Genomic DNA, 25,091 nt, shown 5'->3' with positions numbered 1-25,091 from the left:
GCGGCGCACCACGATGAGATCGGCGGACGAGCGGAAGAGGGATGCCGATGAAAGACGTCGACCGCGGCTCACTCGCCGTCTCGGCGGTACTCGCCTCCGTCGCCGGGTTCGTGGACGCGATCGGTTTCCTCGACACCGGCGGGCTGTTCGTCTCCTTCATGAGCGGGAACTCGACTCAGGCCGCGGTGGACCTGTTCGGTCCCGGGACGCTCGTTGCCGCGGCATCCGCGGGCATCATCGCCGCCTTCGTGCTGGGCGTGGCCGTCGGCGGGGTCGTGAACGCGCGGCTGGCGGGACACCGCCCGTGGATCGTGGGCGGAGCCGCCGCCCTCGTCGGCATCGCCGCGGTCCTGGCCCTCGCGGGCGACGCGACCCTGTGGAGAGCCGCACTCCTCGCGGCCGCGATGGGCGCGCTGAACACCCTGTTCCTCGCGGACGGACGCGCACGCGTCGCCATCACGTACTCGACCGGAACGCTCGTGAGTCTCGGCCTCGCACTGGCCACGCTGGTCACCGGCGGCTCACGCACCGCGTGGCAACGGCCCCTGCTGCTCTGGGCGTCGCTGGTCGGGGGCGCCGTCGTCGGTGCGCTCGCGCACCGGGCGGGGTCGCCGCTCGCGCTGACCCTCGCGACCGCCGTGCTCGCGATCTGCGCGACGGTGCTCGGTCGGCGACCCCGTCCGGCGGCGTAGCGACTCAGTCGCCGACGCGGATCAGCACCTTGCCGGTCGCACCCGCCTCGACCGCGTCGTGCGCCGCCGCGGTCTCCTCAAGCGGGAACCACGTGAGCCCGAGCCCGGCCTCGTCGCCGACCGGCAGGGCGCCGTCCGCCACCGCGGCCGAGACGTCCTGCGCCGCAGCCTCGAGCGCCGCGTCGCCGACCGTGTAGAGCAGGAGACCCTGCCAGCGCACGTTCTTCGCGAAGCTCGCGCGAACCGCGGCCGTGAATTCGTCACCGCCGTTGTCGGCGTAGTAGCCGATCGAGCCGTGGTTGGCGATGACCTCGACGTCGAGCCCGGCGTTCTCGGCGATCGCGACCTCGACGATGTGGTCAACGCCGTCGGGAGCGAGCTCGCGGATGCCATCGGCCAGGCCCGCGTCCGGGTACCGCAGCACGTGGTGGGCGCCCGCCGCCCGCGCGAGCGTCTCTTTCTCGGCGCTGCTCACCGTGGCGATGACGGTCGCGCCGGCCCAGACGGCGAGCTGGATCGCGGCGTGCCCGACGGCGCCGGCGCCGCCCTGGACGAGCACGGTCCGCCCGGCCAGGGCCCCGGGCGACAGACGCGACGGGCCGAACTCGTGCACGGTGAGCGCGCGGTGCGCCGTCATCGCCGGGACGCCGAGGCTCGCGCCGAGGACGAAGGAGGCGTCGTCCGCGAGCGGCACGGCGCGGGCCGCGGGCACCACGGAGTACTCGGCGGCCGTGCCGCTCGGCCGCTGGTGCGCCGCGAGATAGATCCAGACCCGGTCGCCGACGGCGAGGTCGTCGACCCCCGGGCCCACGGCATCCACCGTTCCGGCTCCGTCCTGGTTCGGCGTCACCTCGTCGGCCACGAGCTCGCGCCCGACCGACGCGCGCGCCTTCCAGTCGGTGGGGTTGACGCCCGAGACGGCGATCCGCACGCGCACCTCACCCGGACCGGGGTCGGGCAGCTCGCGCTCGACGAGCGAGAGGACGGAGGAATCACCGGGAGTCGCGTAGACGATGGCCTTCATACCGATGCCAAGACGCGAGGTTGCGCGGGCATTCCCGCGACACGCCCGTCACCCGCGATCGCGGCCACGGGTTGACGGCCTCTTCACATGGAGCGCGCTCCGCTCGGCCCTACAATGAGGTCACTCGCGGGAGTGGTGAAACCGGCAGACACGCAGGATTTAGGTTCCTGTGCCTTCGGGCGTGGGGGTTCAAGTCCCCCCTTCCGCACGGACGTCCCTTCCGCGACACCAATTCTCTTACCCGACCGACCCGACGGGACCGATGTGATCCACTCCGCAGGCCTGCTCCCCTGGCTGGACCCGGCCGCCATCATCACCAACTCGCAGCCGTGGGCCCTCCTCGTGGTGTGCTTCATCATCTTCGCCGAGACGGGTCTTCTGATCGGCTTCCTGCTGCCGGGCGACACGCTGCTGATCATGGCGGGGCTGCTGTCGCACTCCACCCCCGCGGCGCCGAACGGCGTGTTCGGGATCAACGCGTGGTGGGTCGCCCTGGCGATCGGCGTCGCGGCGTTCATCGGTGGCGAGGTCGGGTATTTCATCGGCCATAAGGCGGGGCCGTCGATCTTCGAGCGCAAGGATTCCGGCATCTTCAGCCGGAAGAACGTCGAACGCACGAACGCGTTCTTCGAGCGCTTCGGCGGCATCACGGTCATCCTCGCCCGGTTCGTTCCGGTCGTGCGCACCTTCGCGCCCATCGCGGCCGGCGTCGGCCACATGCCGTGGCGCAAGTACTCGCTCTACAACCTCATCGGGGCCATCATCTGGGGCATCGGCCTGACGATGCTGGGCTACGCCGTGGGCTACATCCCGTTCGTGCGCGACATCGTCACCGAATACATCGACGTCATCCTGCTCGCCGCCGTCGCCGGCACCGCGATCTTCATCGCGGTGCACTACTTCCGCGAGCGCGCGGCGGCGAAGCGCGAGGCCGCGGCGGGTGTTTCCACCGACTCCGCGTCGCTCGTCCTCGACCCGAAGACGCTCGAGGACGGCGACCACCGCGCGCACTGAGCCCGCTCAGGACGCCTTCGACGCCTTCTTCTTCGGCTCCGCCTTCTTCTTCGGCGCGGTCTCCTCGGCCTTCCCCGAGCGCGCGGCACGGCTGCGCTCGACGCTCGCGCGGAGCGCCTCCATCAGATCGATGACCTCGCCTCCGTCGTCATCGGCATCCTGTTCTCCGAAGGTGGCGGCCGTGTCGATGGCTTCGCCCTGCTCGAGCTTCGCGTCGATCAGCATGCGCAGTTCCTTTTGGTACTCGTCGCCGAACTCTTCGGGATCGAAGTCCTTCGAGAAACTCTCGACGAGGGAAGCCGACATCTCCAGTTCCTTCGCCGAGATGCGGACGTCCTCGTCGAGCGAGGGGAATTCCGCCGCGCGCACCTCGTCGGCCCACAGCAGCGTCTGCAGCACGAGGACGTCGCCGCGGGTGCGCAGCGCCGCGAGCCGGGTCTTCTGTCGCAGCGAGAACCGGACGATCGCGGTGCGGTCGGTCTGCTCGAGCGTCTTCCGCAGCAGCACGTACGCCTTGGGCGACGACGAGTCGGGTTCGAGGTAGTACGCCTTGTCGAGCGTGAGCAGGTCGACCTGGTCGCTCGGGACGAACTCGACCACCTCGATCTCGCGGCTGCGCTCGCTCGGGAGCGACGCGAGATCGTCCTTGGTCAGGACGACCGTCTGCTCGCCGTCGTCGTACGCACGGTCGATGTCCTGATACGGCACGACCTCACCGTCGACCTCGCAGATGCGCTGGTAGCGGATGCGCCCGCCGTCCTTGTTGTGCACCTGGTGCAGCGGGACGTCGTGGTCCTCGGTGGCCGAGTACACCTTGACGGGCACGTTGACCAGGCCGAAGGTCAGCGCGCCTTTCCAGATCGATCGCATGCGTCCAGTGAACACCCCCGGCACCCCGGATGCCGAGACCCTTGCGCCCGCGGAGGCGCACAACTCCTGCGAAGACGGGTGCGCCGCGGAGAAACCGACGCCGGGGCGGGGCTGTGCAGGAGTTGTGGGGCGCAAGCCCGCGGCATCCCTCGGCTCCACCGCTCTACGCTGGGGCGATGGCGGAGCAGACGGTGCGCATCGACGGCCGTCGGCTGCGCCTGTCCAACCTCGACAAGGTGCTGTACCCCGAGACGGGGACCACCAAGGGCGAGGTCATCGACTACTACAGCCGCATCGCGCCGCGGCTGCTCCCCCACGTCCGCGGGCGTCCGGTGACGCGGAAGCGCTGGCCCGACGGGGTGGGAACCGCCACCGAGCCGGGTGAACCCTTCTTCGCGAAGGCGCTCGAACCCGGAGCGCCGGCATGGATGCCACGGCATCCGATCGACCATTCGTCCGGCGCCAAGGACTACCCGCTCGTCGAGAACGTGCCGGCGCTCGTGTATCTCGCGCAGGTCGCGAGCCTCGAGCTGCACGTGCCGCAGTGGCGGTTCGACGCCGCGGGGACCCGGCTGAACCCCGACCGGATCGTCCTGGACCTCGACCCGGGCCCGGGCGTCGGGCTCGCGGAGTGCGCCGAGGTCGCCCGGTGGGCGCGGGCGATCCTGGTCGACATCGGCCTGGCCCCGTCGCCGGTCACCAGTGGCAGCAAGGGCATCCATCTCTACGCGCACCTCGACGGACGGCAGACGAGCGACGCGGTCAGCGCCGTCGCGAAGGAACTGGCCCGCGCGATCGAGGCCGACCACTCCGACCTCGTCGTGAGTCAGATGTCCAAGGCCGCGCGCCCCGGCAAGGTGTTCATCGACTGGAGCCAGAACAACGGCTCGAAGACGACGATCGCGCCGTACTCGCTGCGCGGCCGCGCCGAGCCGACGGTCGCCGCGCCTCGCACGTGGGAGGAGCTCGACGATCCGGGGCTGCGGCATCTGCTGTTCCACGAGGTCCTCGAGCGCACGGGCGACCCGCTGGCCGCCATCGACCCGGTCGACGGACCCCTCCGCGCCTACATCGCGAAGCGCACCGCCGGGCGCACGCCCGAACCGGTGCCCGACGCCCCGCACGCCGAAGCGGCGGGTGACGGACTCCCCCGCTTCGTCATCCAGGAGCATCACGCGTCGCGCCTGCACTGGGATCTGCGACTCGAACGCGACGGCGTGCTGGTCAGCTGGGCGGTGCCGAAAGGGGTTCCACCGACGACCGGCAAGAACAGCCTCGCGGTGATGACCGAGGATCACCCGATGCAGTACCTCGACTTCGCGGGCGAGATCCCGCGCGGACAGTACGGCGCGGGCACCATGACCGTCTGGGACACCGGCACCTACGAGCTCGAGAAGTGGCGCGACGACGAGGTCATCGCGACCCTCACCGGTCGCCCCGACGGGCCGCTCGGCCGGGTTCGGCTCGCGCTCATCCGCACCGAGGGCTCGGGCGAGAAGTCGCAGTGGCTGCTCCACCGGATGAAGACGGATGCCGAGGGTCGACCGCAGGGCGAGGGGCCGGCCGTCGTGCCCCGCGCGGATCCCGCTCCCCCGGCGCCGACGGCCGCCGCCGACCTCCGCCCCATGCTCGCCACCTCGTCCACGCCCGGTTTGGCGCGCGCCGCCGCGGAGCGCTGGGGCCGGGAGTGGGTGGAGATGAAGTGGGATGGCATCCGCGGGATCGGGATGTGGGACGGACAGCGCCTCCGGCTGCGGTCCCGCAACGGCAACGAGATGACCGCCACCTACCCCGAGCTCACGTCCGTCGACCTCGGTCTGGGCGCGGCTCCCGCGGTGATCGACGGGGAGATCGTCGCCCTCGACGCACAGGGGCGGCCGAGCTTCCCGCTGCTGCAGAGGCGCATGAACCTCGCCCAGGCGCGCGAGATCGCGCACGAGGCCGCCCGCACCCCTGTGCATCTTTACCTGTTCGACGTCCTCGAGGCCGAGGGCCGCGTCGTCACGGGGTTGACGCTAGTGGAACGCCGCGAGATCCTCGAGCGCCTCGCGGCGGACGCGGCGGCCGTCGTCGTCGTGCCGCCGGTGTTCGACGACGTCGAGGCGGCGCTCGCGGCGAGCGGACGTTTCGGGCTCGAGGGCATCGTCGTGAAGGATCCCGGCGCCCCCTACCGGCGCGGTGAGCGCTCGGACCGCTGGCTCAAGGTCAAGCACTCCCGCACGCAGGAGGTCGTCATCGGCGGCATCCGTCCTGGCAAAGGGAACCGCGCGGGAACGATCGGGTCGCTGCTGGTCGGCGTGCCCACGGCCGACGGCCTGCAGTACGCCGGGCGCGTCGGTTCGGGGTTCGGCGAGCAGACGCTCGCGCGCCTGTCCGCGCTGCTGGAGCCCCTCCGAACGGATGCCGACCCGTTCGTCGGTGTCCCCGCGGCCGACGCCCGCGATGCCCTCTGGGTGCGTCCCGACCTCGTGGGCGAGGTGGAGTTCGCCGAGTTCACGCCCGGTGGCATCCTGCGCCAGGCGCGCTGGCGCGGCCTGCGGCCCGACAAGGACCCGGCGGACGTCGTCCGCGAGGACTGAGCGTCACGCGTGCTGCGCGTCGTGCTCGACGTGTCCGGCGGGTTCGAGCTGGAACGTGGAGTGCTCGACGTCGAAGTGGTCGGCGAGGCACGTCTGGAGGGAGGCCAGGATCCGCGCGGCCCGGCCGTCGGTCAGGGCCGCCTCCTCCACGACGACGTGCGCGCTGAACACCGGCGCTCCGCGCGTGAGCTGCCACACGTGGACGTCGTGGACGTCGACGACGCCATCTGCCCCGCGCAGGTGCTCACGGATCTCCGACACGTGCACCCCGGTCGGCGCCGACTCGGTGAGCACCGCCATGACCTCCCGCAGCAGACCGACGGCCCGCGGGACGATCAGGACCGCGATGAACAGGGAGGCGATGGCATCCGCCTGCACGAATCCGGTCGTGACGATCACGATCGCCGCGACGATCACCGCTGCGGAGCCGATGAGGTCGCCCAGCACCTCGAGGTACGCGCCGCGCACGTTGATGCTGCGCTTCTGGGCGCGCCCGAGCAGCCACATCGACACGGCGTTCGCGAGCAAACCCACGACGGCGACGACGAGCATCAGGCCACCCTGCACCTGGGCCTCGGCCGGCGTGAGCAGCCGCTGCACGGCCTCGAACGCGACCCACAGGCTCAGCACGATGAGCACGATGCCGTTGATGAGCGCCCCGAGCACCTCGGCGCGCTGGTATCCGAACGTGCGGCGGTCATCGGCCGGACGCGCGGCGATCGCCGTCGCGATGAGCGCAACGACGAGCGCGGCGGCGTCGGTGAACATGTGCGCCGCATCGGCGAGCAGCGCGAGCGAGCCGGTGAGGACCGCACCCACGACCTGGACCACCATCACGGTGGCGGTGAGGCTCAGCGCGATCGCGAGCAGGCGTCGGTTCCCGGCATCGCGGATGCCGCCGGCGGGTGCGTGATCGTGCATGGATCCAGGCTAGAGCCGGGCCGTCGGGTGGGGAGGCGTTTGCGCGTAGTCGGGAATGAGAGCGGTTCTCGCTCTCGGGCCGCGAACCTCAGAGCGTCTGCAGCAGCGGCACCAGGCCGCGGAACGCGCGCGCGCGATGAGACGCGGCGTTCTTCTCCTCCGCAGACCACTCCCCGACCGTGCGCTCGGATGCGGCATCCTGCCCGTCCGGGATGAAGATCGGGTCGTAGCCGAAGCCGCCCGGACCGGCCGGCGCCGTCGCGAGGCGGCCGGGCCAGCGGCCCTCGACCGTGTCCTCGGTGCCGTCCGGGCGCACGAGCGCGATGACCGACACGAACTGCGCCGTGCGGTGCGGATCGGCGACATCGGAGAGCTGGTCGAGGAGCAGCTCGAGGTTGGCCGTGGCATCCTTCCTGTGCCCTGCCCAGTAGGCCGAGAACACACCGGGCGATCCGCCCAGGACGTCCACCGCGACACCCGAGTCGTCGGCCAATGCGGGGAGCCCCGTGTGGGCGGCCGCCGCGCGAGCCTTGATGAGCGCGTTGGCGGCGAACGTGACGCCGTCCTCGACCGGCTCGGGACCGTCGTACCCGACGACCTCGAGGTCGGGGCGGGTCGCGGCGACGATCGCCTGGAACTCCTCGACCTTGTGCGGGTTGTGCGTGGCCAAAACGACGCGGGCCATGTCAGGCGCTCAGGGCCGCGGTCTGCAGGTCGCGCAGCTGCGCGCACCCGTTCACGCCCAGCTCGAGCAGCTGGTCGAGTTCGCGCTTGTCGAACGGTGCCCCCTCGGCCGTGCCCTGCACCTCGACGAACAGGCCCCGGCCGGTGACCACGACGTTCATGTCGGTCTCGGCGCGCACGTCCTCGACGTAGGCGAGGTCGAGCATCGGGGTGCCGTCGATGATGCCGACCGACACGGCCGAGACCGAATCGACGAGCACCTCGGAGCGCTGCGCGATGAACTTCTTCTCGCGACCCCAGGCGATGGCATCCGCGAGAGCGACGTACGCACCGGTGATCGCCGCGGTACGGGTGCCGCCGTCGGCCTGCAGCACGTCGCAGTCGATGACGATCGTGTTCTCGCCGAGCGCCTTCGTGTCGACCACGGCGCGCAGCGCGCGGCCGATCAGACGCGAGATCTCGTGCGTGCGACCGCCGACCTTGCCCTTGATGCTCTCGCGGTCGTTGCGGCTGTTCGTCGCGCGCGGGAGCATCGCGTACTCGGCCGTGACCCACCCCTTTCCCTTGCCGGTGAGCCAGCGCGGCACACCGTTCGTGAACGACGCGGTGCACAGCACCTTGGTGCCGCCGAACGTGATGAGCGCCGAGCCCTCGGCGTGCGCCGACCACCCGCGCTCGATCGTCACGGGGCGCAGTTCGTCGTCGGTCCGGCCGTCTTTGCGGGTCATGGGGGTCCTCCAGGGAACGGGATGGATGCCACGCCTCAGCGCGGCAGGTCGATGGCGCCGGTCTGCACCAGCTGCACGTCGCGGATCTCGCGACCCATCAGGCGATGCGCGAGGCGCACGAATTCGTCGGCGGACGCACCCGTGGCCTCGTAGCGGTGGGTGGGGATGGCATCCGGTCCCGCGAGAAGGTCGCTTGACACGAGCTGCCGGTACACGTCCTTCGCGGTCTCGCTGTCGCTCGAGACGAGGCTGACCTCGGGCCCCATCACGTAGCTGATGGCGCCCTCGAGGAACGGGTAGTGGGTGCAACCCAGGACCAGCGTGTCGACGTCGGCGCGACGGAGCGGCGCGAGGTACTCCTCCGCGACCGCGAGCACCTCGGGCGAGTCGGTGACCCCCGCCTCCACGAACTCGACGAACCGGGGTGCCGCCTCGGCGAAGACCGTGAGGCGTTCGTTGACCTCGAGCATGTCCTGGTAGGCGCGCGAACCGATCGTGCCGACCGTGCCGATCACGCCGATGCGGCCGTTGCGGGTCGTCGACATCGCGGTGCGGACGGCGGGTCCGATCACCTCGACGACCGGGACGTCGTAGCGCTCGCGCGCGTCGCGAAGCATGGCGGCGGATGCCGTGTTGCACGCGATCACGAGCATCTTCACGCCCTGCTCGACCAGCGTGTCGAGCACCTCGAGCGCGTACCGCCGGACATCGGCGATGGGCTTCGGTCCGTAGGGCGAGCGCGCGGTGTCGCCGATGTAGAGGATCGACTCCCGCGGCAGCTGCGCCGAGACCGCGCGGGCGACGGTGAGACCACCGACTCCCGAGTCGAAGATGCCGATCGGCGCGTCGTTCATAGGCATCCAGCCTACCCACGGCGCCCTGTCAAGAGCGCGAGGGGCTGCCCTGCCTCGCGGAATAGGCTGGCGGGATGACCCGCAGTACGGCCCTGCACACCGACCGCTACGAACTCACGATGCTCGACGCGGGGCTCCGCGACGGGACGGCAGAGCGCCGCTGCGTCTTCGAGGTGTTCGGTCGACGCCTGTCGGGCGGGCGGCGATTCGGCGTCGTCGCGGGCACGGGACGACTGCTCGACGCGATCCGCGACTTCCGCTTCGGCGACGACGAACTGCGCTATCTCCGCGACAACCGGATCGTGGATGCCACGACCCTCGACTTCCTCGAGGGGTACCGCTTCACGGGCTCGATCACCGGCTACCGCGAGGGCGAGATCTACTTCCCCGGCTCTCCGCTGCTGACCATCGAGGGGACCTTCGCCGAGGCCGTCATCCTCGAGACGCTCGCCCTGAGCGTTCTGAACTTCGACTCCGCGGTGGCGACCGCGGCCGCGCGCATGAGCGTCGCCGCCGGCGACCGGCCGCTCGCCGAGATGGGCTCGCGCCGCGCCGGCGAGGAATCCGCCGTCGCGGCCGCCCGTGCCGCCTACATCGCCGGGTTCTCCGCGACGAGCAACCTCGAGGCGGGCCGCCGGTGGGGCGTGCCGACCATGGGCACCGCCGCGCACGCCTGGACCCTGCTGCACGACAGCGAGGAAGACGCGTTCCGCTCGCAGATCGCCGCCGTCGGCACCGACACGACGCTCCTGATCGACACGTACGACATCCCCGAGGGCGTGCGCACCGCGGTGCGCGTCGCGGGCACCGAGCTGGGCGGCGTGCGCATCGACTCGGGCGACCTCCCGATCGTCGCCGGCGAGGTGCGCGCGCTCCTCGACGAACTCGGCGCCACCGGCACGCGGATCACCGTGACGAGCGACCTCGACGAGTACGCGATCGCCGCCCTCGCCGCCTCGCCCGTCGACAGCTACGGCGTCGGCACCTCGGTCGTCACCGGGTCGGGTACGCCCACCGCCGGTCTGGTGTTCAAGCTCGTGGCCCGCGCCGCCGCGGACGGTTCCTGGGTCGCCGTCGCCAAGGCGTCCGCGCAGAAGGCCTCGCACGGCGGCCGCAAGGCGGCGTTCCGCACGCTCGACGGCGGCACGGCGACCTCCGAGCTCATCGTCGTGAGCGACGGGTTCGAGGAGCTGGCCACGGCCGCGGAGCACCCCGACGCCCGCCCGCTCCAGGTTCCGCTGGTCGTGGACGGGGAACCGGATGCCGCGGCCCTCGGCCCGCAGGGCGTCGCCGCCGCGCGAGCCCACCACGCGCGCGTGCGCGAGGAGTTGCCGGTGCGCGCACTCGCGCTGAGCCGGTCGGAGCCGGCGCTGCCGACGGAATACGTCGAGGCCTGAATCCTTCGCGCCCGGGTGAAGCCGCGCTCGGTTCGGGCGAGGTCGGGCGCCAGGCGGACCGTGCGCATGTCGGCGTTGCTTAGCGTGAAAGTCTCGCGGCCGGATCGCGTCTCCCCGATCCGCCCGCGGGCGAGCACCGAACGGAGAGCACCATGACCGCCGCTGCCCGGCACGGCCGACCCGCCGATCCCACCCGCCGCGCGCTCATCTCGACGGCGGCCTGGGTCGCCCCGGTCATCGCCTCGACCTTCGTCCCTGCCGCGGCGCAATCCGGCGGGAGCGTCCCGATCTCGAAGCTCCGCATCGGTCCCGACTTCGCCGTCGAGAACAGGCGACAGTACGACCCCTCCACTCAGACGAATCGCGGCCCGCTCGTCGTCTACGTCACCGCCCTCTATGACCAGAACGTCGTCTGGTGGCCGACGCCCGACCCCAGCGTTGCGGTGCTCCCCTACGTCGTCTCGGTGTCGGGTCCGCTGGGCCCGAGCGCACTGTCGGGTACGCTGAGCATCGCGATCGGCGGCTACGCGCAGGATGTCCGCTGGTACCCGAGCGAGACCGGGTTCCCGATCCCCGTCGGCACCTACACCATCACGATGACGCTGTACGGCAGCGACGGATCGACGTCGAAGACGACATCGGTCACCGTGACATGAGCGTTCAGCTGTTCAGCGATTCGTAGATCTCTTTGCACTGCGGGCACACGGGGAACTTCTCGGGGTCGCGACCCGGCGTCCATTTCTTGCCGCACAGCGCGCGGACCGGCTTACCCGTCAGCGCGGACTCGAGGATCTTGTCCTTCTTCACGTAGTGCGAGAACCGCTCGTGGTCGCCCGGCTCGATGTTCTCCTCGCGGATGAGCTCCTCGAGCTCGCGATCGAGGGTCGCGAGACCCCCGCTGTCCGGTCGGTCGAGAGGCGTGCTCATGGTCTGCCAGTGTAGCCGGGGACCGCACGGCGGGGACGGTTCCGCGAGAACGCAGTGGCCCCGGTCAGGTCGCTTCGGCGAACTCCATCAGACGTGTGCTGCGACGCTCGAACACCGCGGACCCGATCGCGATCCCGAACGCGAAGACCGCGACGCCCACCCCGATCCCGACCCACAGCGCCGGGAGCGCGTCGACGGTGTCGGATGCCACGGCCTGCAGGGCGAGCCAGATCGCGGGCGCCGCGGCGAGAAGGGCGCCGAGCATGACCAGGCCCTGAGCCATGACACCGCCCGACCCCGTGCGCTGCGGCTGTTGGAACGGGCTGTCTCCGGGACGGGAAACGGCGTACGGCGCGGCGACCGAGGCGATGCTCGACAGCCCCAAACCCGAGAGGAACAGCGCGGCGCAGACTCCGACGAGCGCGGGAGCGAAAGCCCATCGGCCGTGCACGGCGATCGCGAGCGGGATGGCGATCGCGAGCAGCGGCAGCGCGATCAACACGACGGGGACGAGTCGGCCCAGGCGGTCGGGCAGGCCGCGCACGCCGCTCGCGATGTGCATCCACAGCGCCGTCGAGTCATAGGCCAGGTCGTTGTGCGGCATCCATCCGAGGAAGAGGGCGATGATCGGCGCCGGCAGGAGGACGGCCAGTTCGATCGGGACGCCGGCGACCACGAGCGGCAGCGTGGAGAGCACCGCCGCGATCGGCACCACCACGACATTGACGATGTAGCGGCGGTCGCGCAGCCAGTACGACAGGCTGCGCGCGGCGACGGCACCGCCCGGCGTACCGGGGAGCAGCGCGAACCATCCGAGACCCGCGCGTTCGCGGACGGTCGCGGGTCGCGGCGTCGTGGTCAGCAGCACCCGGACGAGGACGAACCACGCGGCCGTGAGGAGCGCGACCGTCGCCAGCGCGACGATGACGCTTCCGACCGCTGCGCCCGCAGACGGCGCGAGGGCGATGCCCCAGGCCGCGCCGATGGGCGTCCAGGCGAGCACCTCCGCGGCGACCTCGAGCTGCGACGGCACCGCTCCGCGCCACTCCAGGGAACCCAGGAAGATGCCGACCGGCACCACGACGACGAGCACCGCGACGATGTACACGCCGAAGAGTTCGCGCGATTGCCGGGGACGCCGCACGAGCGCGCCGAGGGCCATGCTCACCCTCGCCAGGAGCACGCACGTGACGACCGCGAGAACGATCGACAGGACACTCGCGGCCGGCGCAGCGCCGTGCACCGACCACGCCGTGGCGAGGCTGATCGCGAGCACGATGACCACGAGCACCGGCACGCTGACCAGACCCGCCAGCAGCAGCATCGCCGCGAGCGGCCGCGGTTCGGGGCCGACGACCGCGAAGCGACGCGGGTCGAGAGGATCGACGGATGCCGTGAGGGGCGGCGCGATGGCGAAGCCCAGCGTCACCGCGGACCCGGCGAGCACCGTGACCACCGAGGTCGTCAGACGGTCGGAGTCGGCGAGGGCCACGACGTTGATCGCGGCGAAGACGGTGCCCGCGACGAGGACGAACAGCCCGACGGCCCGGCGAAGCACGTGATCCCGGTCGCCCCGCAGGGCGCCGAGCATCATCGCGAGCCTCAGGCGGAGAACGTGTGCAACCACTCGAGTCCCTCCACGTCGCCCAGGCCACCGGACAGCTCGAGGAACCGCTCCTCCAGCGTCGATTCCCCGCGCACCTCGTCGACGGTGCCCTCGGCCAGGACCTGGCCGGACACGATCACGGCGACCCGCGAACACACCCGCTCCACGAGCTCCATGCCGTGACTCGACAGGATCACGGTCCCGCCGTGGTCGACGTACGCGCGGAGGATGTCGAGGATCACGCCGCTGGAGACCGGATCGACCGCCTCGAACGGCTCGTCGAGCACGAGGAGACGGGGCGAGTGGATCATGGCCCCCGCCAGCATCACCTTCTTCGTCATACCCGCGGAGTAGTCGGAGACCGGGCGGCCGAGCGCCTCGACGAGGTCGAACGCCCGCGCGAGGTCCGCGGCACGGCTTTCGACCACCGGCGACGGCAGTCCGCGCAGCGCGCCGTAGTAGTGCAGGAGCTGTCGACCGGTGAGCCGGTCGAACGTCCGCAGACGGTCGGGCAGCACACCGATCAGCTTCTTCGCCGCGCGCGCCTGCCGTTTCGCGTCGACACCGTTGATCTCGACCGTGCCCCCGTCGGAGCGGAGCAGCCCCGCGATGATCGAGAGGGTGGTGGTCTTGCCCGCGCCATTGGGTCCGACGAGACCGTAGAACGAGCCTGCCGGGACCGTCAGGTCGACGCCGTCGACGGCGCGCACGTCGCCGAAGGTCTTCGTGACGTTGCGCACCTTGAGCGCGGGCACGGCGGACGCGTCCGCCTCGACCGCGTCGGGCTCCTCAACCACGACGTCCGCGGGCGTCGGGTCTTCGGCGATCGCCGGGTGCTCGGCATCCGTTTCATCGGTCGACGCCTCGTCCGCCCCGAGCAAATCGGCGAGCGGCCCGTGGGTCGTCGCGTCGTCGGCCGATTCTCCCGCCGGGGCCGGGGCCTCAGTCCCTTCGCCGGCGGGCTCCGTGATCTCCTCGACACTGGGCTCGTCCGCACCACGCGTCCCGGGCTCCGCGCCGGCTTCGGGCTCCGGCTCGGGCTCCGGTTCAGCGCCGGCGTCGGGCTCCGGTCCAGCGCCAGCCTCGGGCTCCGGTTCAGCGCCAGGTTTCGGCTCCGGCTCCGGCGTCACCGTGTCGGCGGGAGGCACCGCATCCGCGGGCTCCGCACTCGGCCGTTCCTGGGGAGCAGCGGATGCGGGCCGCTCGTCCGGTCCTGCGTCTTCTGCGACCGGCGGCTCCTCGACCGCAACATCCGCCGGGGTCGGGTCACCGGCCGGAGCCTCCGTCTCGACCGTAGACGGAAGCGGGGGACGCGGCGGCACGATCAGGTCGGCGGGCAGCGGCGGGGGCGGACCCGGCTCGCCGATGGGCGCGCCGACCACGGGGACGTCCGTCGTATCGACGCGGCTCTCCGCCGCGGACGCGCGTGGAGTCGCGGGCTTCTTCGCCGCGGGCGTCCGCGGAGTCGCGGGCTTCTTCGCGGCGGTGGTCCGCGGCGTTGCCGGCTTCTTCGCCGCCGGCGTGCGCGGGGTCGCGGGCTTCTTCGCCGCCGGCGTGCGCGGGGTGGCCGCGGACGTCCGGGGGGTCGCGGGCTTCTTCGCAGCGGCAGTCCGCGGAGTCGCGGGCTTCTCGGCCGCCGGGGTGCGCGGGGTGCGCGGAGCGGGGGTCGTGGCCGCGTTCCGCGCCGACGACGCGCGCGGGGTCGGCTTCTCGACGTCGGGCGTGTCGCCGGGCGCGGCGGCGTCCGCCTTCGGGGCGCGGGAGGTGGGCCGCCGGGGCGCCTTCGGGCGGGGCGGAGTCGAGGGGGAGGCGTCGACGCTCGTCGCATCGTCCTCCGAGCCGGAGGAGGGAGAATCGGGGGGCTGCGGCAGCGACGCTGTCATCACTCCACGCTATCAAGCCCCTCCGACACCGACCGGGGGTCGACACGGGGAGTCACCCCGTTGCGGCGCGTCAAGGCCCCGCGGTCGGCGAAGACGCTTGGCAGGATGGGGAACATGGCCGAGAAGGTGCACCGCATCCACTCCCTGCCCGACGACGCGCCCTGGACGGGCGGTCTGCCGCCGGCGGGGTCCGAGGAGCATCCGCGGACGATCCGCATGCTCGACCGGGTCCTGTCCGTGCAGCGGCCCGCGGTGCTCGCCCACTTGCGCAGCATCCGTCTCCGGCATCCGGATGCCACTCCGCAGGAGATCCTGCGGATCCTCGAGCGCCGCTACCTCGCGGCCGTCACCACCGGCGGTGCCGCCGTCGGCGCGACCGCCGTCGTGCCGGGAATCGGCACCGGCGTCACCCTCGCCCTGAGCGGGGTCGAGACGGTCGGGTTCCTGGAGGCGACGGCGCTGTACGCGCAGTCGGTCGCCGAGGTCCACGGGGTCTCGGTCGACGACCCCGACCGCGCACGAGCGCTGGTGCTGACGCTCATGCTCGGCAAGGAGGGCATCGACCTGGTGTCGCAGCTCGCGGCACAGGCGTCGGGTCGCGGCGCCAGCCGGTCGAGCTACTGGGGCGAACTCGTCACCAAGACGCTCCCCCGCGCCGCGGTCGGTCCCCTCGTCGATCGCCTCAAGACGACATTCGTCCGCCAGTTCGCCACGCGCGGTGGGGCTTCCTGGGTCGGGAAGGCGCTGCCGTTCGGCGTCGGAGCGGTCGTCGGCGGAGCCGGGAACAACATCCTCGGTCGCCGGGTGCTCGTGACCTCGCGACGGGCGTTCGGGCCGCCGCCGCTCATCCTGCCGAAGGACGTCGAGCCGCGCGAAGGAGCCTCGCGCCTCGAGCATCGCGCGGCCGGGGGCGTCCAGCGCATCGGCGGTGCCATCGCGGGCGTCGTCGGCGCGGCGGGCCGCCGCACGGGGTCCGTCGCCCGCAAAGCGCTCCCCCGCCGAAAGGACCGCGACGACGCGGACCCCGAGTCCGAGGCATCCTGACGCCTTCTCATCGAAGAAGCGGCCGCGCAAGACCCGCGCACTCCGCGGGTGATCGCGTTAGCCTCGCCCCATGGGTGACCTCCTCGATCTCCTGACCGTGTGGATGCCGCGACAGCGCTGGTATGGCACGAAGGGCCGCGATCCGCGTCTGACCCTCGTCGCCGATTGGCAACTGCTCGCGCCCCGGACCCGAGTCCTGCTCGTGCGCGACGACGCGGTCACCCCGGCCGCGCTGTACCAGGTGCCGGTCTCGCAACGGGAACCCGACGCGGTGCTCCCCGGCAGTCTCATCGGCCCCGCGGGCGACGGTCTGGTGTGGTCGGATGCCGTCACCGACCCGGACTTCACCGACCTCCTGTTCCGTCTGGTGTCGGTCGGCGGCCCGGGTTCCGAGACGGTGGGCGGCTTCGCAGGCCTCGCGCTGTCCTCCGCGCCTGCGGCGGCCGCGTCGGAGATCCCGGCGCGGGTGCTCAGCGGCGAGCAGTCGAACACCTCGATCATCTTCCGCCCCGAGGGTGCGGAGCCGGTGATCTGCAAGCTCTTCCGTCAGGTCAACGCCGGGGTGAACCCCGATGTCGAGCTGCAGTCCGCCCTGGCGGCCGAGGGCGCGACGTTCGTACCCGCGGCGATCGGCGAGGTGCGCGGCACCTGGAGCGCTGCGTCGGGCGAGACGGTGACCGGCTCGTTGGCGTTCGCGCAGGAGTTCTTCGAAGGCGTCGAGGATGCGTGGCGCGTCGCACTGCAGGCCGCCACCGCCGCCCACGACTTCTCCGAACCCGCACGGGCCCTCGGCGAGAGCGTCGCCCGCATGCACGTCGCCCTCGCGCAGACGTTCCCGACCGTCGTCCCCGATGCCGGGGTGCGCTCGGCCGTGGCCGCCGCGTGGAGCCGGCGCCTGGGGATCGCCGTCGCCGAGGTCCCGGCGCTCGCGCCGTTCGTCCAGCGCATCCAAGAGGTGTATGCCGAGGCCGCCGCCGCCCCGTGGCCGCCGCTGCAGCGCGTGCACGGCGATCTGCACCTCGGTCAGGTGCTCTACACGCCCTCGAACGGCTGGGTGCTGCTGGACTTCGAGGGCGAACCGCTGCGCCCGATCTCCGAGCGCCGCAGCCCCGATCTCGCCGTGCGCGACGTCGCGGGCATGCTGCGGTCGTTCGACTACGTCTCCGGCGCCGTGGCCGACGATGACGGTGCGGCCGTCCGCGCGTGGGTCATCGCCGCGCAGCAGGCGTTCGTCCGTGGCTACGCCGAGACCGTCGGCCCCGAGCAGACGGCTCCCGACGCGCTCCTGGCGGCCTGCGAGCTCGACAAGGCCGTCTACGAGGCGATCTACGAGACGCGCAACCGGCCGGACTGGATCGGCATCCCGCTCGCCGCGATCGGCCGACTGGCCCCGCTGAAGGACTGAGCGCACGACCGAAACGATGCCGCCCCGCGAACATTTCGCGGGGCGGCATCGTTTCGTGGGGAGGTCAGCTCTGGGCCATCGACCCCAGCGTCACCTCGGCGGTGTTCTGCTTGCCGCCGCGCAGGTAGGTCACCTTCGCCTGCGAGCCCGCGGCGAGCGCGCGCACCTGAGCGGTCAGGTCCACGGAGTTCGTGACGGGGATGCCGTTGAACTCGGTGATGACGTCACCCTTCTGCAGTCCGCCGGCCTGCGCCGCTCCCCCGGAGATCACGTCGGCGACGTAGGCGCCGGTCGTGGTCGAGCCCTGGACGGAGGCGGCATCCTGGACGCTGGCGCCCAGCAGTCCGTGCGAGGCGCTTCCGTTGTCGATGATCTCCTTCGACACCCGCTGGGCGATGTCGGAGGGGATCGAGAAGCCGACGCCGATGTTGCCCGACTGGCCGCCCGACGACGAGCCACCGGCGCTGGCGATGGCGACGTTGATGCCGATGACCTTGCCCTCGTCGTCGACCAGTGCGCCACCGGAGTTGCCCGGGTTGATGGCGGCGTCCGTCTGGATGACGGCGATCTTGATCGTCTGGGTCGCCTGGCCTGAGCCCTGCTGGCCCTGACCGAAGTCGAAGAAGAACGGGCTCTGGCCGCCCTGCTGGCGGCCCTGGCTGCCTCCGCCCTGGCTCGAGTCGGAGCCGTCGCTCGGCGCGGCCGACGAGGCGACCTCGATCGAGCGGTTGAGCGCGCTGACGATGCCCGTGGTCACGGTGTTCGGGAGGCCGAGAGGCGCGCCGATCGCGACGGTGGGGTCACCGACGTTGAGCTTCGACGAGTCCGCCCACTCGATGGGCGTGAGGCCCGAGGCGTTCTCGAGCTTGATGACCGCGAGGTCGTAGGTCGGGTCGGTTCCGACGACCTTCGCCTTGTACACGCGGCCGTCGGAGGTCGTGACGGACAGCGACGCGTCGCCGGTCTGCCCGTCGAGGGTGACCACGTGCGTGTTCGTGAGGACGTAGCCGTCGGCGCTCAGGATCACGCCGGAGCCCGTGCCACCGGAGGACCCGGCGCTCGCGCTGATGGTGACGACGCTGGGGACGACCTTCGCCGCGACGGCTGCCGTGGCATTGACGTTGCCCGGGTCGTTGACCGTGATCGCCGTCGGGCCCGAGGCGGTCGCACCGGTCGAACCGCCCCACAGGGCGAGACCCGCGTAGGTTCCGCCGAGGCCCGCGCCGCCACCGACGAGCGCGGCCGCGACGAGCAGGGCGGCGATCTTGGTTCCCGAGCCCTTCTTCCGCGGCTTCGTGGCCTCGGACTCGGGGAGGGTCAGCGTCGGGTGGGTGCCGTACGTGCCGCCGGCCGCCGGGCCGAACGCCTGCCCCGTCGGGGCGGAGGCGCCGCTCGGAGCCGAGGCGTATCCCTGGGCGGGCGGGGCCGGGTGCTGCGGCGTGCCGTAGTGCGGCGCGGCGGGCTGCGGGGGCGCGGGCGTGGTGCCCTGCGCGGCGGCGGGGGCCTGCGGGGCACTGGCCTCTGCGGCACCCTGCGACCGCGGGGCGGCGGGCGGCGGCCACGCCGCGGCGGCGTCGGCGGGCGAGCGGGTCGGCACCGGCGGCACCGCCGGCGTGGAGTCCGCGGCCGGTGCGGCGGCGGGCGTGGTGGTCTCGGGCGACGTGGGGACCGCGCCCTGCGCGGCCGCGTCGGAGGTGGGGCGGGGCTCGGTACCCTCGGGACGGTCGTCCGTGGTGTCGCTCATGGGATGCTCCTCTTTCCTGGCGAGATCAACCATGACCCCGGATGCTGTGGGCTTCCTATGACGCGGATGAGCCACCTCTATCAGTGTCGGAGGAACGTCCCGCGAGGTCATCGTCGGACTCTCCGCGGCCCGGCTCCGCTACGGTGGGAGGGTTTCGGCCCGGCGCGTCGCGCCCCGTCCTCCCGAAGGCATCCCTCATGCACGACCTCCCCGGCGCGTGGCGCCGCACCGCCCTCGGCGCGGGACTCATCGCCCCCGACGGCACGTCGGTCCCCACGATCTTCGCCGAGATGACCGCGCTCGCCGCCTCCACGGGCGCGCTCAACCTCGGGCAGGGCTTCCCGGACGAGGACGGTCCCGAGGCCGTCCTGGACGCCGCCCGACGCGCCATCGCCGACGGCGTGAACCAGTACGCCCCTGGTCGTGGTTTCCCCGATCTCCTCCAGGCGATCGCCGAGCACCAGCGGCGGTTCTACGGGATCGAGCTCGATCCCGCACGCGAGGTGCTGGTGACCGTCGGCGCGACGGAGGCGCTGGCCGCGACGCTCCTCGCCCTCATCGACGGCCCCGATGACGAGGTCGTGGTGTTCGAGCCGTACTACGACTCCTACGCCGCCTGCGTCGCGCTCGCGGGGGCGCGGCTGGTCCCGGTGCCCCTGCGCTGGCCCGACTTCCAACCCGACCTCGAGGTCTTGGCATCCGCCGTCTCCGACCGGACGCGCGTAATCCTCGTCAACGACCCGCACAACCCGACCGGTTCGGTGTTCACGCGGGAGGTGCTCGACGAGGTCGTGCGGCTCGCGCACCGGCACGACGCGATCATCGTCACCGACGAGGTGTACGAGCACCTCGTGTTCGACGGCCCGCACGTGCCGATCGCGACCCTCCCGGGCGCCGCCGGGCGCACGGTGTCGATCTCGTCGGCGGGCAAGACGTTCTCGCTCACGGGGTGGAAGACGGGCTGGGTGACCGGCCCGGCCGAACTGGTCTCGGCGGTCCTCGCCGTGAAGCAGTTCCTCACCTACGTCGGCGGCTCGCCGTTCCAGCCGGCGATCGCCACGGGCCTCCGGCTCCCCGACCCGTTCTTCGCCTCGGTCGCCGCCGAGATGAAGGCCAAGGCCGAACTGCTCGGCACCGGGCTCCGTTCCGCGGGGTTCGACGTCAGCAGCCCGGGCGGGTCGTATTTCACGGTCGTGGATGCCGCCCCGCTCGGCGCCACCGACGCCGACGCGTTCTGTCGTGAGCTGCCGCTGCGCGCCGGGGTCGTCGGCATCCCGCTCACCGCCTTCGCCTCCCCCGCGCACCGCGGCGACTACGCCACGCTCGTGCGCTTCGCGGCGTGCAAGCGGGTCGAGGTGCTGACCGACGCCGTGGAGCGACTCTCCCGCCTCGCCGAGGCCTGAGCCGCGGGTTCAGCGCGGCGTGACGCGGAAGCGTCGCAGCTCGAGCGCGGGGTTCACCCGCCGCACCCGTGCGATCGCGCCCGTGTCGATGTGCGCCACCGCGACGTCCGTCGCCGTGCCGATCGTTGCGAGCGCGACGCCCTGGGGGTCGACGACCATCGAGTGCCCGACGCCGAGGGGCGGCGGGTGATCGGCGCCCGCGACGAAGAACGTGTTCTCGATCGCGCGCGCCGTCAACAGGGTCGTCCAGTGGTGCTCCTTGAGCGGTCCGCGCACCCATTCCGCGGGCACCAGGGCGACGTCGACAGCCGCGTCCGCAAGGGTGCGCGAGACCTCGGGGAAGCGCAGGTCGTAGCAGGTCATGAGACCGAACCGCAGGCCGTCGACCTCGAACGTCTCGGGCGGGGCGATCTCGCCGGGCGCCACCCAGTCCGACTCGCGCTGCCCGAACGCGTCGTACAGGTGCAGCTTGCGATACACGGCCCGGATGCCGGCTCCCCCGACGGCCACGACCGTGTTGCGGACGCGCCGCCCATCGTCGGCCCGCTCGAGCAGGCCCGCGACCACGACGACGTCGAGTTCGGCGGCCAGCCCCTGGAGCGCGATCGTGAAGGGACCGTCGAGGTCTTCGGCGTTCTCGGCGAGCGACGTGTCGAACGGGTCGACGAAGTAGCTGGAGTACTCCGGGAACACGATGACCCGAGCCCCACGGGCCGCAGCCGTCCGAGCGAGGTCGGTGATGGCATCCAGGTTGGCCTGCTTCGCGGCGGACGGGGCGAACTGCGCCACGCCCACACCCACGCTGTCGTGTGTCATCCGCGCCTCTTCTCTCCGGTCCGGCCGTCGCCGCTGACCCGACGGAGAACGGCCGGGCCCACCACCCACAGTACGAGGATGACGACCGCGAGAACGACCACGGCGATGACGGCGGCTTCGAGACCGATCACGACGTCGAACACGAACGCCACGACGCCGGTCAGCAGCACCGCGACCGCCGTGAGTGCCGCGATCAGCGCGCGGTGACCGAAGCGGACGACGACGGGCTTCACGCCGCGGTGGAACACCGCCCGGTGCAGGGCGACCGGGGCGAGCGCGAGGATCGCGGTGAGCGCCGACAGACCGACCAGGACGAGGTAGCCGGTGCGCTGGGGGCCGGTGAGGTCGGCGAACGCCGGCTGGAACGCCAGTGCGAGCAGGAATCCGGTGAGGATCTGCGTGCCGGTCTGCAGCACCCGCAGTTCCTGCAGCACATCGGCCCAGTTGCGGTCCGCCCGCTGCGCGGCGCTCTCGGGGCGCCCGTCCCGGAGGTCGTCTCGGGGGTCGTCGGTGGGGGTCAGCATCCCCGCATCCTGTCGCGTCGCGAGGGTCGGAAGCAACGCCGATTCGACACGCACCGAAACCCGTGCTAGGTTTATCTCTTGTGCCGCGGGGTGGAGCAGCTCGGTAGCTCGCTGGGCTCATAACCCAGAGGTCGCAGGTTCAAATCCTGTCCCCGCAACAAATGAAGGCCCCGGATTCGCAAGAATCCGGGGCCTTCGCCTTTCCCTGGCGCAGCCTGATAGACGGAATGCCGCTACCCCGACGAACCATCCACAGGCCACGCAAGCCCCGGCGACGGAATCCGGCGTCTGCTTACGATGGAACGCATGGGTGGGCAGTATTCGATCGATGTGGCGGGTTTTCTCTCGACCACCGATACCGTTGCGACGGCGCTCGAGTCGATGGGGCAGGCGGTGAGCGGTGCTCTCACCGACCTCGACGGGATCACGGGCCTGGTCGCGAGCGAGGGCGATCTCGCGTCCGCACTCAACGGCGCGACGGAAGAGCGGCGGCGAACCGGACCCGGTGCGGTGCAGCACGGCGGGGCCGTTGTGACGGCGGCCGGTCGTGTGGCTCTCGCGTATGTGCAGGCCGACGACGAGATGGCATCCACGACATCAGGCGCCGACGCGTCGGTGACGCTCCCCCTCACACCCGGCACCGGTCGGCGAGGGGCGCTGGTGCAATGACGCTCGTCTCCCTCTCCGACATCCCGACGGTGGAGATCGATCCGTCGGCGCTGTCTTCGGCCGCGGAGTCTCTCCGGAACCACGCGGATGCCGTCGCCGATTCCTCCGAGCGGATCGCGACGACCTGGAACTCCCTGACCGGCAGCTACGACGCGCCCGAAGCCGCGGAACTCCTCTCCCGCATGACCGTCGTGCCGCAGGCCGCCGAAGACTTCGCCGAGGCCACGCGGCGCATCTCCTCGATCATGGCCCAGCTCGCCGATCAGCTCGCCCTGGCCCACGCTCAGGAGACCTCGCTCCGCGCCGAGGTCGAGAGTTTCCGTGAGGCCGTGCGCGGTTTCCGCGCGTCCTCCGACGACATGGGACTCGGAAGCTCCGACGACACGTGGGGCCCGGGACAGTTCCTGCGCAATCAGGAATTGATCAGCGAGTGCCTCTCGTTGCGCACCCTTCGCGACACCGCCATCGACGAGGCGCGCAGCGATCTGGCATCCATCGGTCGGGCTGACATCGTCGTCCCCTCCGCCGAAGACGCGGGCGGCAGCGCACCTGCGCTCACCGGGTGGGTCGCCGAGTACGACGCCGCGGCGAACGGCGTGGGGTTGGCGATCCTCGCGAAGCTCAGCGCGGGGAGCCCGGAGGACGCCCGCGCTCTTCTCGCCGCGCACGACGACTGGCGCCGACTGTTCGAGACGACTCCCCCGGATGCCACGGCGGTCAACGCCTGGTGGACGCAACTCGCCGCCTCGAATCCCGGGGCTCTCGACGCGTTGGTGCTCGGCGCGTCCGTCATCGTGGGTTCGCTCGGCGGCGTTCCGCCGGCGAGCCGCGTCGCCGCCAACGCCGTCAACGCGAAGAACCGGCTACCGAGCGTCGAGGCCGAGATCCGGCGAATGCAGGAGATGTCCCGCGCACACGGCGGACCGGATCTCCTCGCGTGGAAGGACGTCATCGGTCGACTGGAGCGCCAGCTGGACTACCTGCAGCGTGCGGCCGACGGTGATGTCCAGCTCTACCTGTACGAGCCGGAATCCCAGAGCATCATAGAGATGATCGGAACCCTCGACGAGAACACGTCGGACGTGATCACCTACGTGCCCGGCACGTTCACGAGCGTGCACAGCTTCTACGGTGATCAGGTACAGCAGGTCGGTCGATGGCTCAACATCCAAGATTCGCGCGTCGTCACGTTCGTCTGGAAGGAAGGCCTGTTTCCGGGCGAGGACGTCGCAAACGGAGGAACGGACCTGTCCCGGATCTTCGAAGCCAACGACGAGAACGTCGCCGTCGAAAAGGGCCGACTCATCGCCGACTTCCAGCACGAACTCCTCCTGTCGTCGCCTGAGGCGAAGGCTGCGCAACAGGACGGTATGGGTCATTCGTGGGGCCTCGCCGGCATCACGTCGTCGGAAGTTGCCGGCGCTCAGTACCGTCAGGTGCACTCTCTTTCCGGCGCAGGGATGCCATCCGGGTGGACGTCGAGTCCCGACACCGAGTACTTCCACTGGGCATACACGGACGCGCTCTCCATCGTGCAAGGAACCGGCACGGTGTGGGACGGACACATCCCGACGCGAGACCCCGCGTTCGATTCGCACCTCTACGGTCGCGAAGGCGACTTCTCGATCTATCTCCCAAATGGGACTACAGCCGGCGCCATCGTGATCTCGCCGGAACCGCCACCGAAGCTCCCTCTCACGACGACGCCGATCGATAATCACAACCTCATCGCGAGCGACAATCCAGACAACCAGACCACCCTTTTCGACATTCTTCGAGAGATCCAAAGATGAGATTGCGCGCAGGAACGATCGCTATCACCGGGCTGCTGCTACTCATGACCGGCTGCAGCACGATGCAAGGAGACGCCACCGTGGAAGAGAATGTCACCATCGACCAGGCCAAGACCATTGCTCAGGAGATGGAGACCACCCTGGCTGGCTTCGTTCCTCCTGACCAGGTGGCATCGATCGCCCAGAATCCCACCGGTGCGCTCATGTCCTGCAGCAAGGAGGGCGACTACCTGTGGTCGGGGCAGACGAAGGTGATCCTCGAACCCGGTACGACCTACGACGGCGATGCCGTTACCAGCAAGATCGCCGCTGCTTATGACGGCAGCAAGTCTTACAGGACAGAAACGGACATGACAACGGACGGGCAGCCGAGAGCGCATGTGATCGGCGAGAACGGTGAGGGTTACCTGGTGGCCCTGTCTGTCGACAAGACATTCGTACAGATCCTGTCATTCTCGCCGTGCTTCGTGCTCCCCGACGACGTATCGCCGAGTAAGCCGTATTGAGCGCGAGT

The 25,091-nt window shown here is 71.2% G+C and carries 23 protein-coding genes and 2 tRNA genes; 13 read left to right on the top strand and 12 right to left on the bottom strand.

Annotated features, from left to right (window positions below; translation table 11 throughout):
• Window positions 1-47: 47 nt before the first annotated feature.
• Window positions 48-692 (top strand): YoaK family protein, encoded by a 645-nt coding sequence (locus AVW09_RS06960; protein ID WP_063257729.1) that lies wholly within the window; start codon window positions 48-50, stop codon window positions 690-692.
• 4 nt (window positions 693-696) lie between these two features.
• Here AVW09_RS06960 and AVW09_RS06955 read toward each other — a convergent pair whose 3' ends face one another.
• A complete protein-coding gene (locus AVW09_RS06955; RefSeq protein ID WP_063257362.1) occupies window positions 697-1,716 on the bottom strand; it encodes an NADPH:quinone reductase in 1,020 nt (339 codons plus the stop codon).
• Between the two features lie 126 nt (window positions 1,717-1,842).
• Here AVW09_RS06955 and AVW09_RS06950 point away from each other — a divergent pair.
• Together AVW09_RS06950 and AVW09_RS06945 are read left to right on the top strand one after the other, a co-directional pair.
• Window positions 1,843-1,924 (top strand) — tRNA-Leu (locus tag AVW09_RS06950).
• A gap of 59 nt (window positions 1,925-1,983) precedes the next feature.
• A complete protein-coding gene (locus AVW09_RS06945; RefSeq protein WP_082822887.1) occupies window positions 1,984-2,730 on the top strand; it encodes a DedA family protein in 747 nt (248 codons plus the stop codon).
• 6 nt (window positions 2,731-2,736) lie between these two features.
• Here the strand turns inward: AVW09_RS06945 and ku are convergent, their stop codons facing one another.
• Window positions 2,737-3,600: a non-homologous end joining protein Ku gene (gene ku, locus AVW09_RS06940; protein ID WP_063257360.1), complete on the bottom strand. Its 864-nt coding sequence runs from the start codon at window positions 3,598-3,600 to the stop codon at window positions 2,737-2,739.
• A gap of 176 nt (window positions 3,601-3,776) precedes the next feature.
• On the opposite strand from ku, the gene AVW09_RS06935 reads away from it, so the two are divergent.
• On the top strand, window positions 3,777-6,179 hold the full coding sequence (locus AVW09_RS06935; protein WP_063257359.1) for an ATP-dependent DNA ligase: 2,403 nt from the start codon (window positions 3,777-3,779) through the stop codon (window positions 6,177-6,179).
• A 3-nt stretch (window positions 6,180-6,182) separates the two neighbouring features.
• On the opposite strand, the gene AVW09_RS06930 is transcribed toward AVW09_RS06935, so the two are convergent.
• From AVW09_RS06930 to murI, 4 genes are all read right to left on the bottom strand, one after another.
• Complete coding sequence (locus AVW09_RS06930; protein ID WP_063257358.1) at window positions 6,183-7,100, bottom strand: cation diffusion facilitator family transporter; 918 nt, start codon at window positions 7,098-7,100, stop codon at window positions 6,183-6,185.
• A gap of 88 nt (window positions 7,101-7,188) precedes the next feature.
• Window positions 7,189-7,785, bottom strand: coding sequence for an RdgB/HAM1 family non-canonical purine NTP pyrophosphatase (gene rdgB, locus AVW09_RS06925; protein ID WP_063257357.1), 597 nt, complete (start codon window positions 7,783-7,785; stop codon window positions 7,189-7,191).
• Window position 7,786: 1 nt separating this feature from the next.
• Entirely contained in the window at window positions 7,787-8,512 is a 726-nt protein-coding gene (rph, locus tag AVW09_RS06920; protein WP_063257356.1) for a ribonuclease PH, read from the bottom strand.
• A 35-nt stretch (window positions 8,513-8,547) separates the two neighbouring features.
• Window positions 8,548-9,366, bottom strand: a complete 819-nt coding sequence (murI, locus tag AVW09_RS06915; RefSeq protein WP_063257355.1) for a glutamate racemase — start codon at window positions 9,364-9,366, stop codon at window positions 8,548-8,550.
• A gap of 74 nt (window positions 9,367-9,440) precedes the next feature.
• Between murI and AVW09_RS06910 the strand changes: the two genes are divergently transcribed.
• Together AVW09_RS06910 and AVW09_RS06905 are read left to right on the top strand one after the other, a co-directional pair.
• Entirely contained in the window at window positions 9,441-10,763 is a 1,323-nt protein-coding gene (locus tag AVW09_RS06910; RefSeq protein WP_063257354.1) for a nicotinate phosphoribosyltransferase, read from the top strand.
• A 152-nt stretch (window positions 10,764-10,915) separates the two neighbouring features.
• Window positions 10,916-11,419 (top strand): hypothetical protein, encoded by a 504-nt coding sequence (locus AVW09_RS06905; protein ID WP_063257353.1) that lies wholly within the window; start codon window positions 10,916-10,918, stop codon window positions 11,417-11,419.
• Window positions 11,420-11,423: 4 nt separating this feature from the next.
• Here the strand turns inward: AVW09_RS06905 and AVW09_RS06900 are convergent, their stop codons facing one another.
• From AVW09_RS06900 to AVW09_RS17195, 3 genes are all read right to left on the bottom strand, one after another.
• Complete coding sequence (locus AVW09_RS06900) at window positions 11,424-11,690, bottom strand: DUF3039 domain-containing protein (RefSeq protein ID WP_026095843.1); 267 nt, start codon at window positions 11,688-11,690, stop codon at window positions 11,424-11,426.
• A 64-nt stretch (window positions 11,691-11,754) separates the two neighbouring features.
• Window positions 11,755-13,284, bottom strand: a complete 1,530-nt coding sequence (locus AVW09_RS06895) for a hypothetical protein (RefSeq protein WP_331709255.1) — start codon at window positions 13,282-13,284, stop codon at window positions 11,755-11,757.
• 8 nt (window positions 13,285-13,292) lie between these two features.
• Window positions 13,293-15,179, bottom strand: a complete 1,887-nt coding sequence (locus AVW09_RS17195; protein WP_197462579.1) for an ABC transporter ATP-binding protein — start codon at window positions 15,177-15,179, stop codon at window positions 13,293-13,295.
• Between the two features lie 114 nt (window positions 15,180-15,293).
• On the opposite strand from AVW09_RS17195, the gene AVW09_RS06885 reads away from it, so the two are divergent.
• Together AVW09_RS06885 and AVW09_RS06880 are read left to right on the top strand one after the other, a co-directional pair.
• The gene (locus tag AVW09_RS06885) at window positions 15,294-16,223 is read left to right on the top strand and encodes a hypothetical protein (protein ID WP_063257351.1); all 930 of its coding nucleotides are present in this window, start codon (window positions 15,294-15,296) and stop codon (window positions 16,221-16,223) included.
• 70 nt (window positions 16,224-16,293) lie between these two features.
• Window positions 16,294-17,628 (top strand): phosphotransferase, encoded by a 1,335-nt coding sequence (locus AVW09_RS06880; RefSeq protein WP_063257350.1) that lies wholly within the window; start codon window positions 16,294-16,296, stop codon window positions 17,626-17,628.
• 64 nt (window positions 17,629-17,692) lie between these two features.
• Here AVW09_RS06880 and AVW09_RS06875 read toward each other — a convergent pair whose 3' ends face one another.
• Window positions 17,693-19,372, bottom strand: coding sequence for a S1C family serine protease (locus AVW09_RS06875; protein ID WP_063257349.1), 1,680 nt, complete (start codon window positions 19,370-19,372; stop codon window positions 17,693-17,695).
• Window positions 19,373-19,569: 197 nt separating this feature from the next.
• Here AVW09_RS06875 and AVW09_RS06870 point away from each other — a divergent pair, with 197 nt between their 5' ends.
• Complete coding sequence (locus tag AVW09_RS06870) at window positions 19,570-20,775, top strand: aminotransferase class I/II-fold pyridoxal phosphate-dependent enzyme (RefSeq protein WP_063257348.1); 1,206 nt, start codon at window positions 19,570-19,572, stop codon at window positions 20,773-20,775.
• Window positions 20,776-20,784: 9 nt separating this feature from the next.
• Here the strand turns inward: AVW09_RS06870 and AVW09_RS06865 are convergent, their stop codons facing one another.
• Together AVW09_RS06865 and AVW09_RS06860 are read right to left on the bottom strand one after the other, a co-directional pair.
• Window positions 20,785-21,591, bottom strand: coding sequence for a carbon-nitrogen hydrolase family protein (locus AVW09_RS06865; protein WP_063257347.1), 807 nt, complete (start codon window positions 21,589-21,591; stop codon window positions 20,785-20,787).
• Window positions 21,588-22,115: a DUF6328 family protein gene (locus tag AVW09_RS06860; RefSeq protein ID WP_063257346.1), complete on the bottom strand. Its 528-nt coding sequence runs from the start codon at window positions 22,113-22,115 to the stop codon at window positions 21,588-21,590. The genes AVW09_RS06865 and AVW09_RS06860 overlap by 4 nt, the downstream gene beginning before the upstream one ends.
• Window positions 22,116-22,199: 84 nt before the next feature.
• On the opposite strand from AVW09_RS06860, the gene AVW09_RS06855 reads away from it, so the two are divergent.
• The 4 genes from AVW09_RS06855 to AVW09_RS06840 all read left to right on the top strand — a co-directional run bounded on the left by AVW09_RS06855 (window position 22,200) and on the right by AVW09_RS06840 (window position 25,083).
• Window positions 22,200-22,273: transfer RNA gene (locus AVW09_RS06855), tRNA-Met, on the top strand.
• Between the two features lie 148 nt (window positions 22,274-22,421).
• Window positions 22,422-22,784, top strand: a complete 363-nt coding sequence (locus AVW09_RS06850) for a DUF6507 family protein (RefSeq protein ID WP_063257345.1) — start codon at window positions 22,422-22,424, stop codon at window positions 22,782-22,784.
• Complete coding sequence (locus tag AVW09_RS06845) at window positions 22,781-24,577, top strand: hypothetical protein (protein WP_063257344.1); 1,797 nt, start codon at window positions 22,781-22,783, stop codon at window positions 24,575-24,577. The genes AVW09_RS06850 and AVW09_RS06845 overlap by 4 nt, the downstream gene beginning before the upstream one ends.
• Window positions 24,574-25,083 carry a hypothetical protein gene (locus AVW09_RS06840; protein ID WP_063257343.1) on the top strand — a complete coding sequence of 170 codons (510 nt, stop codon included), beginning with the start codon at window positions 24,574-24,576 and terminating at the stop codon, window positions 25,081-25,083. The genes AVW09_RS06845 and AVW09_RS06840 overlap by 4 nt, the downstream gene beginning before the upstream one ends.
• The last annotated feature ends 8 nt before the right edge of the window (window positions 25,084-25,091 follow it).

This window comes from Microbacterium sp. T32 (genome assembly GCF_001619615.1).
Lineage (GTDB): Bacteria > Actinomycetota > Actinomycetes > Actinomycetales > Microbacteriaceae > Microbacterium.
The sequence above is the reverse complement of the archived record's forward strand: the minus strand, read 5'-3'. Positions and strand labels throughout refer to the sequence as shown.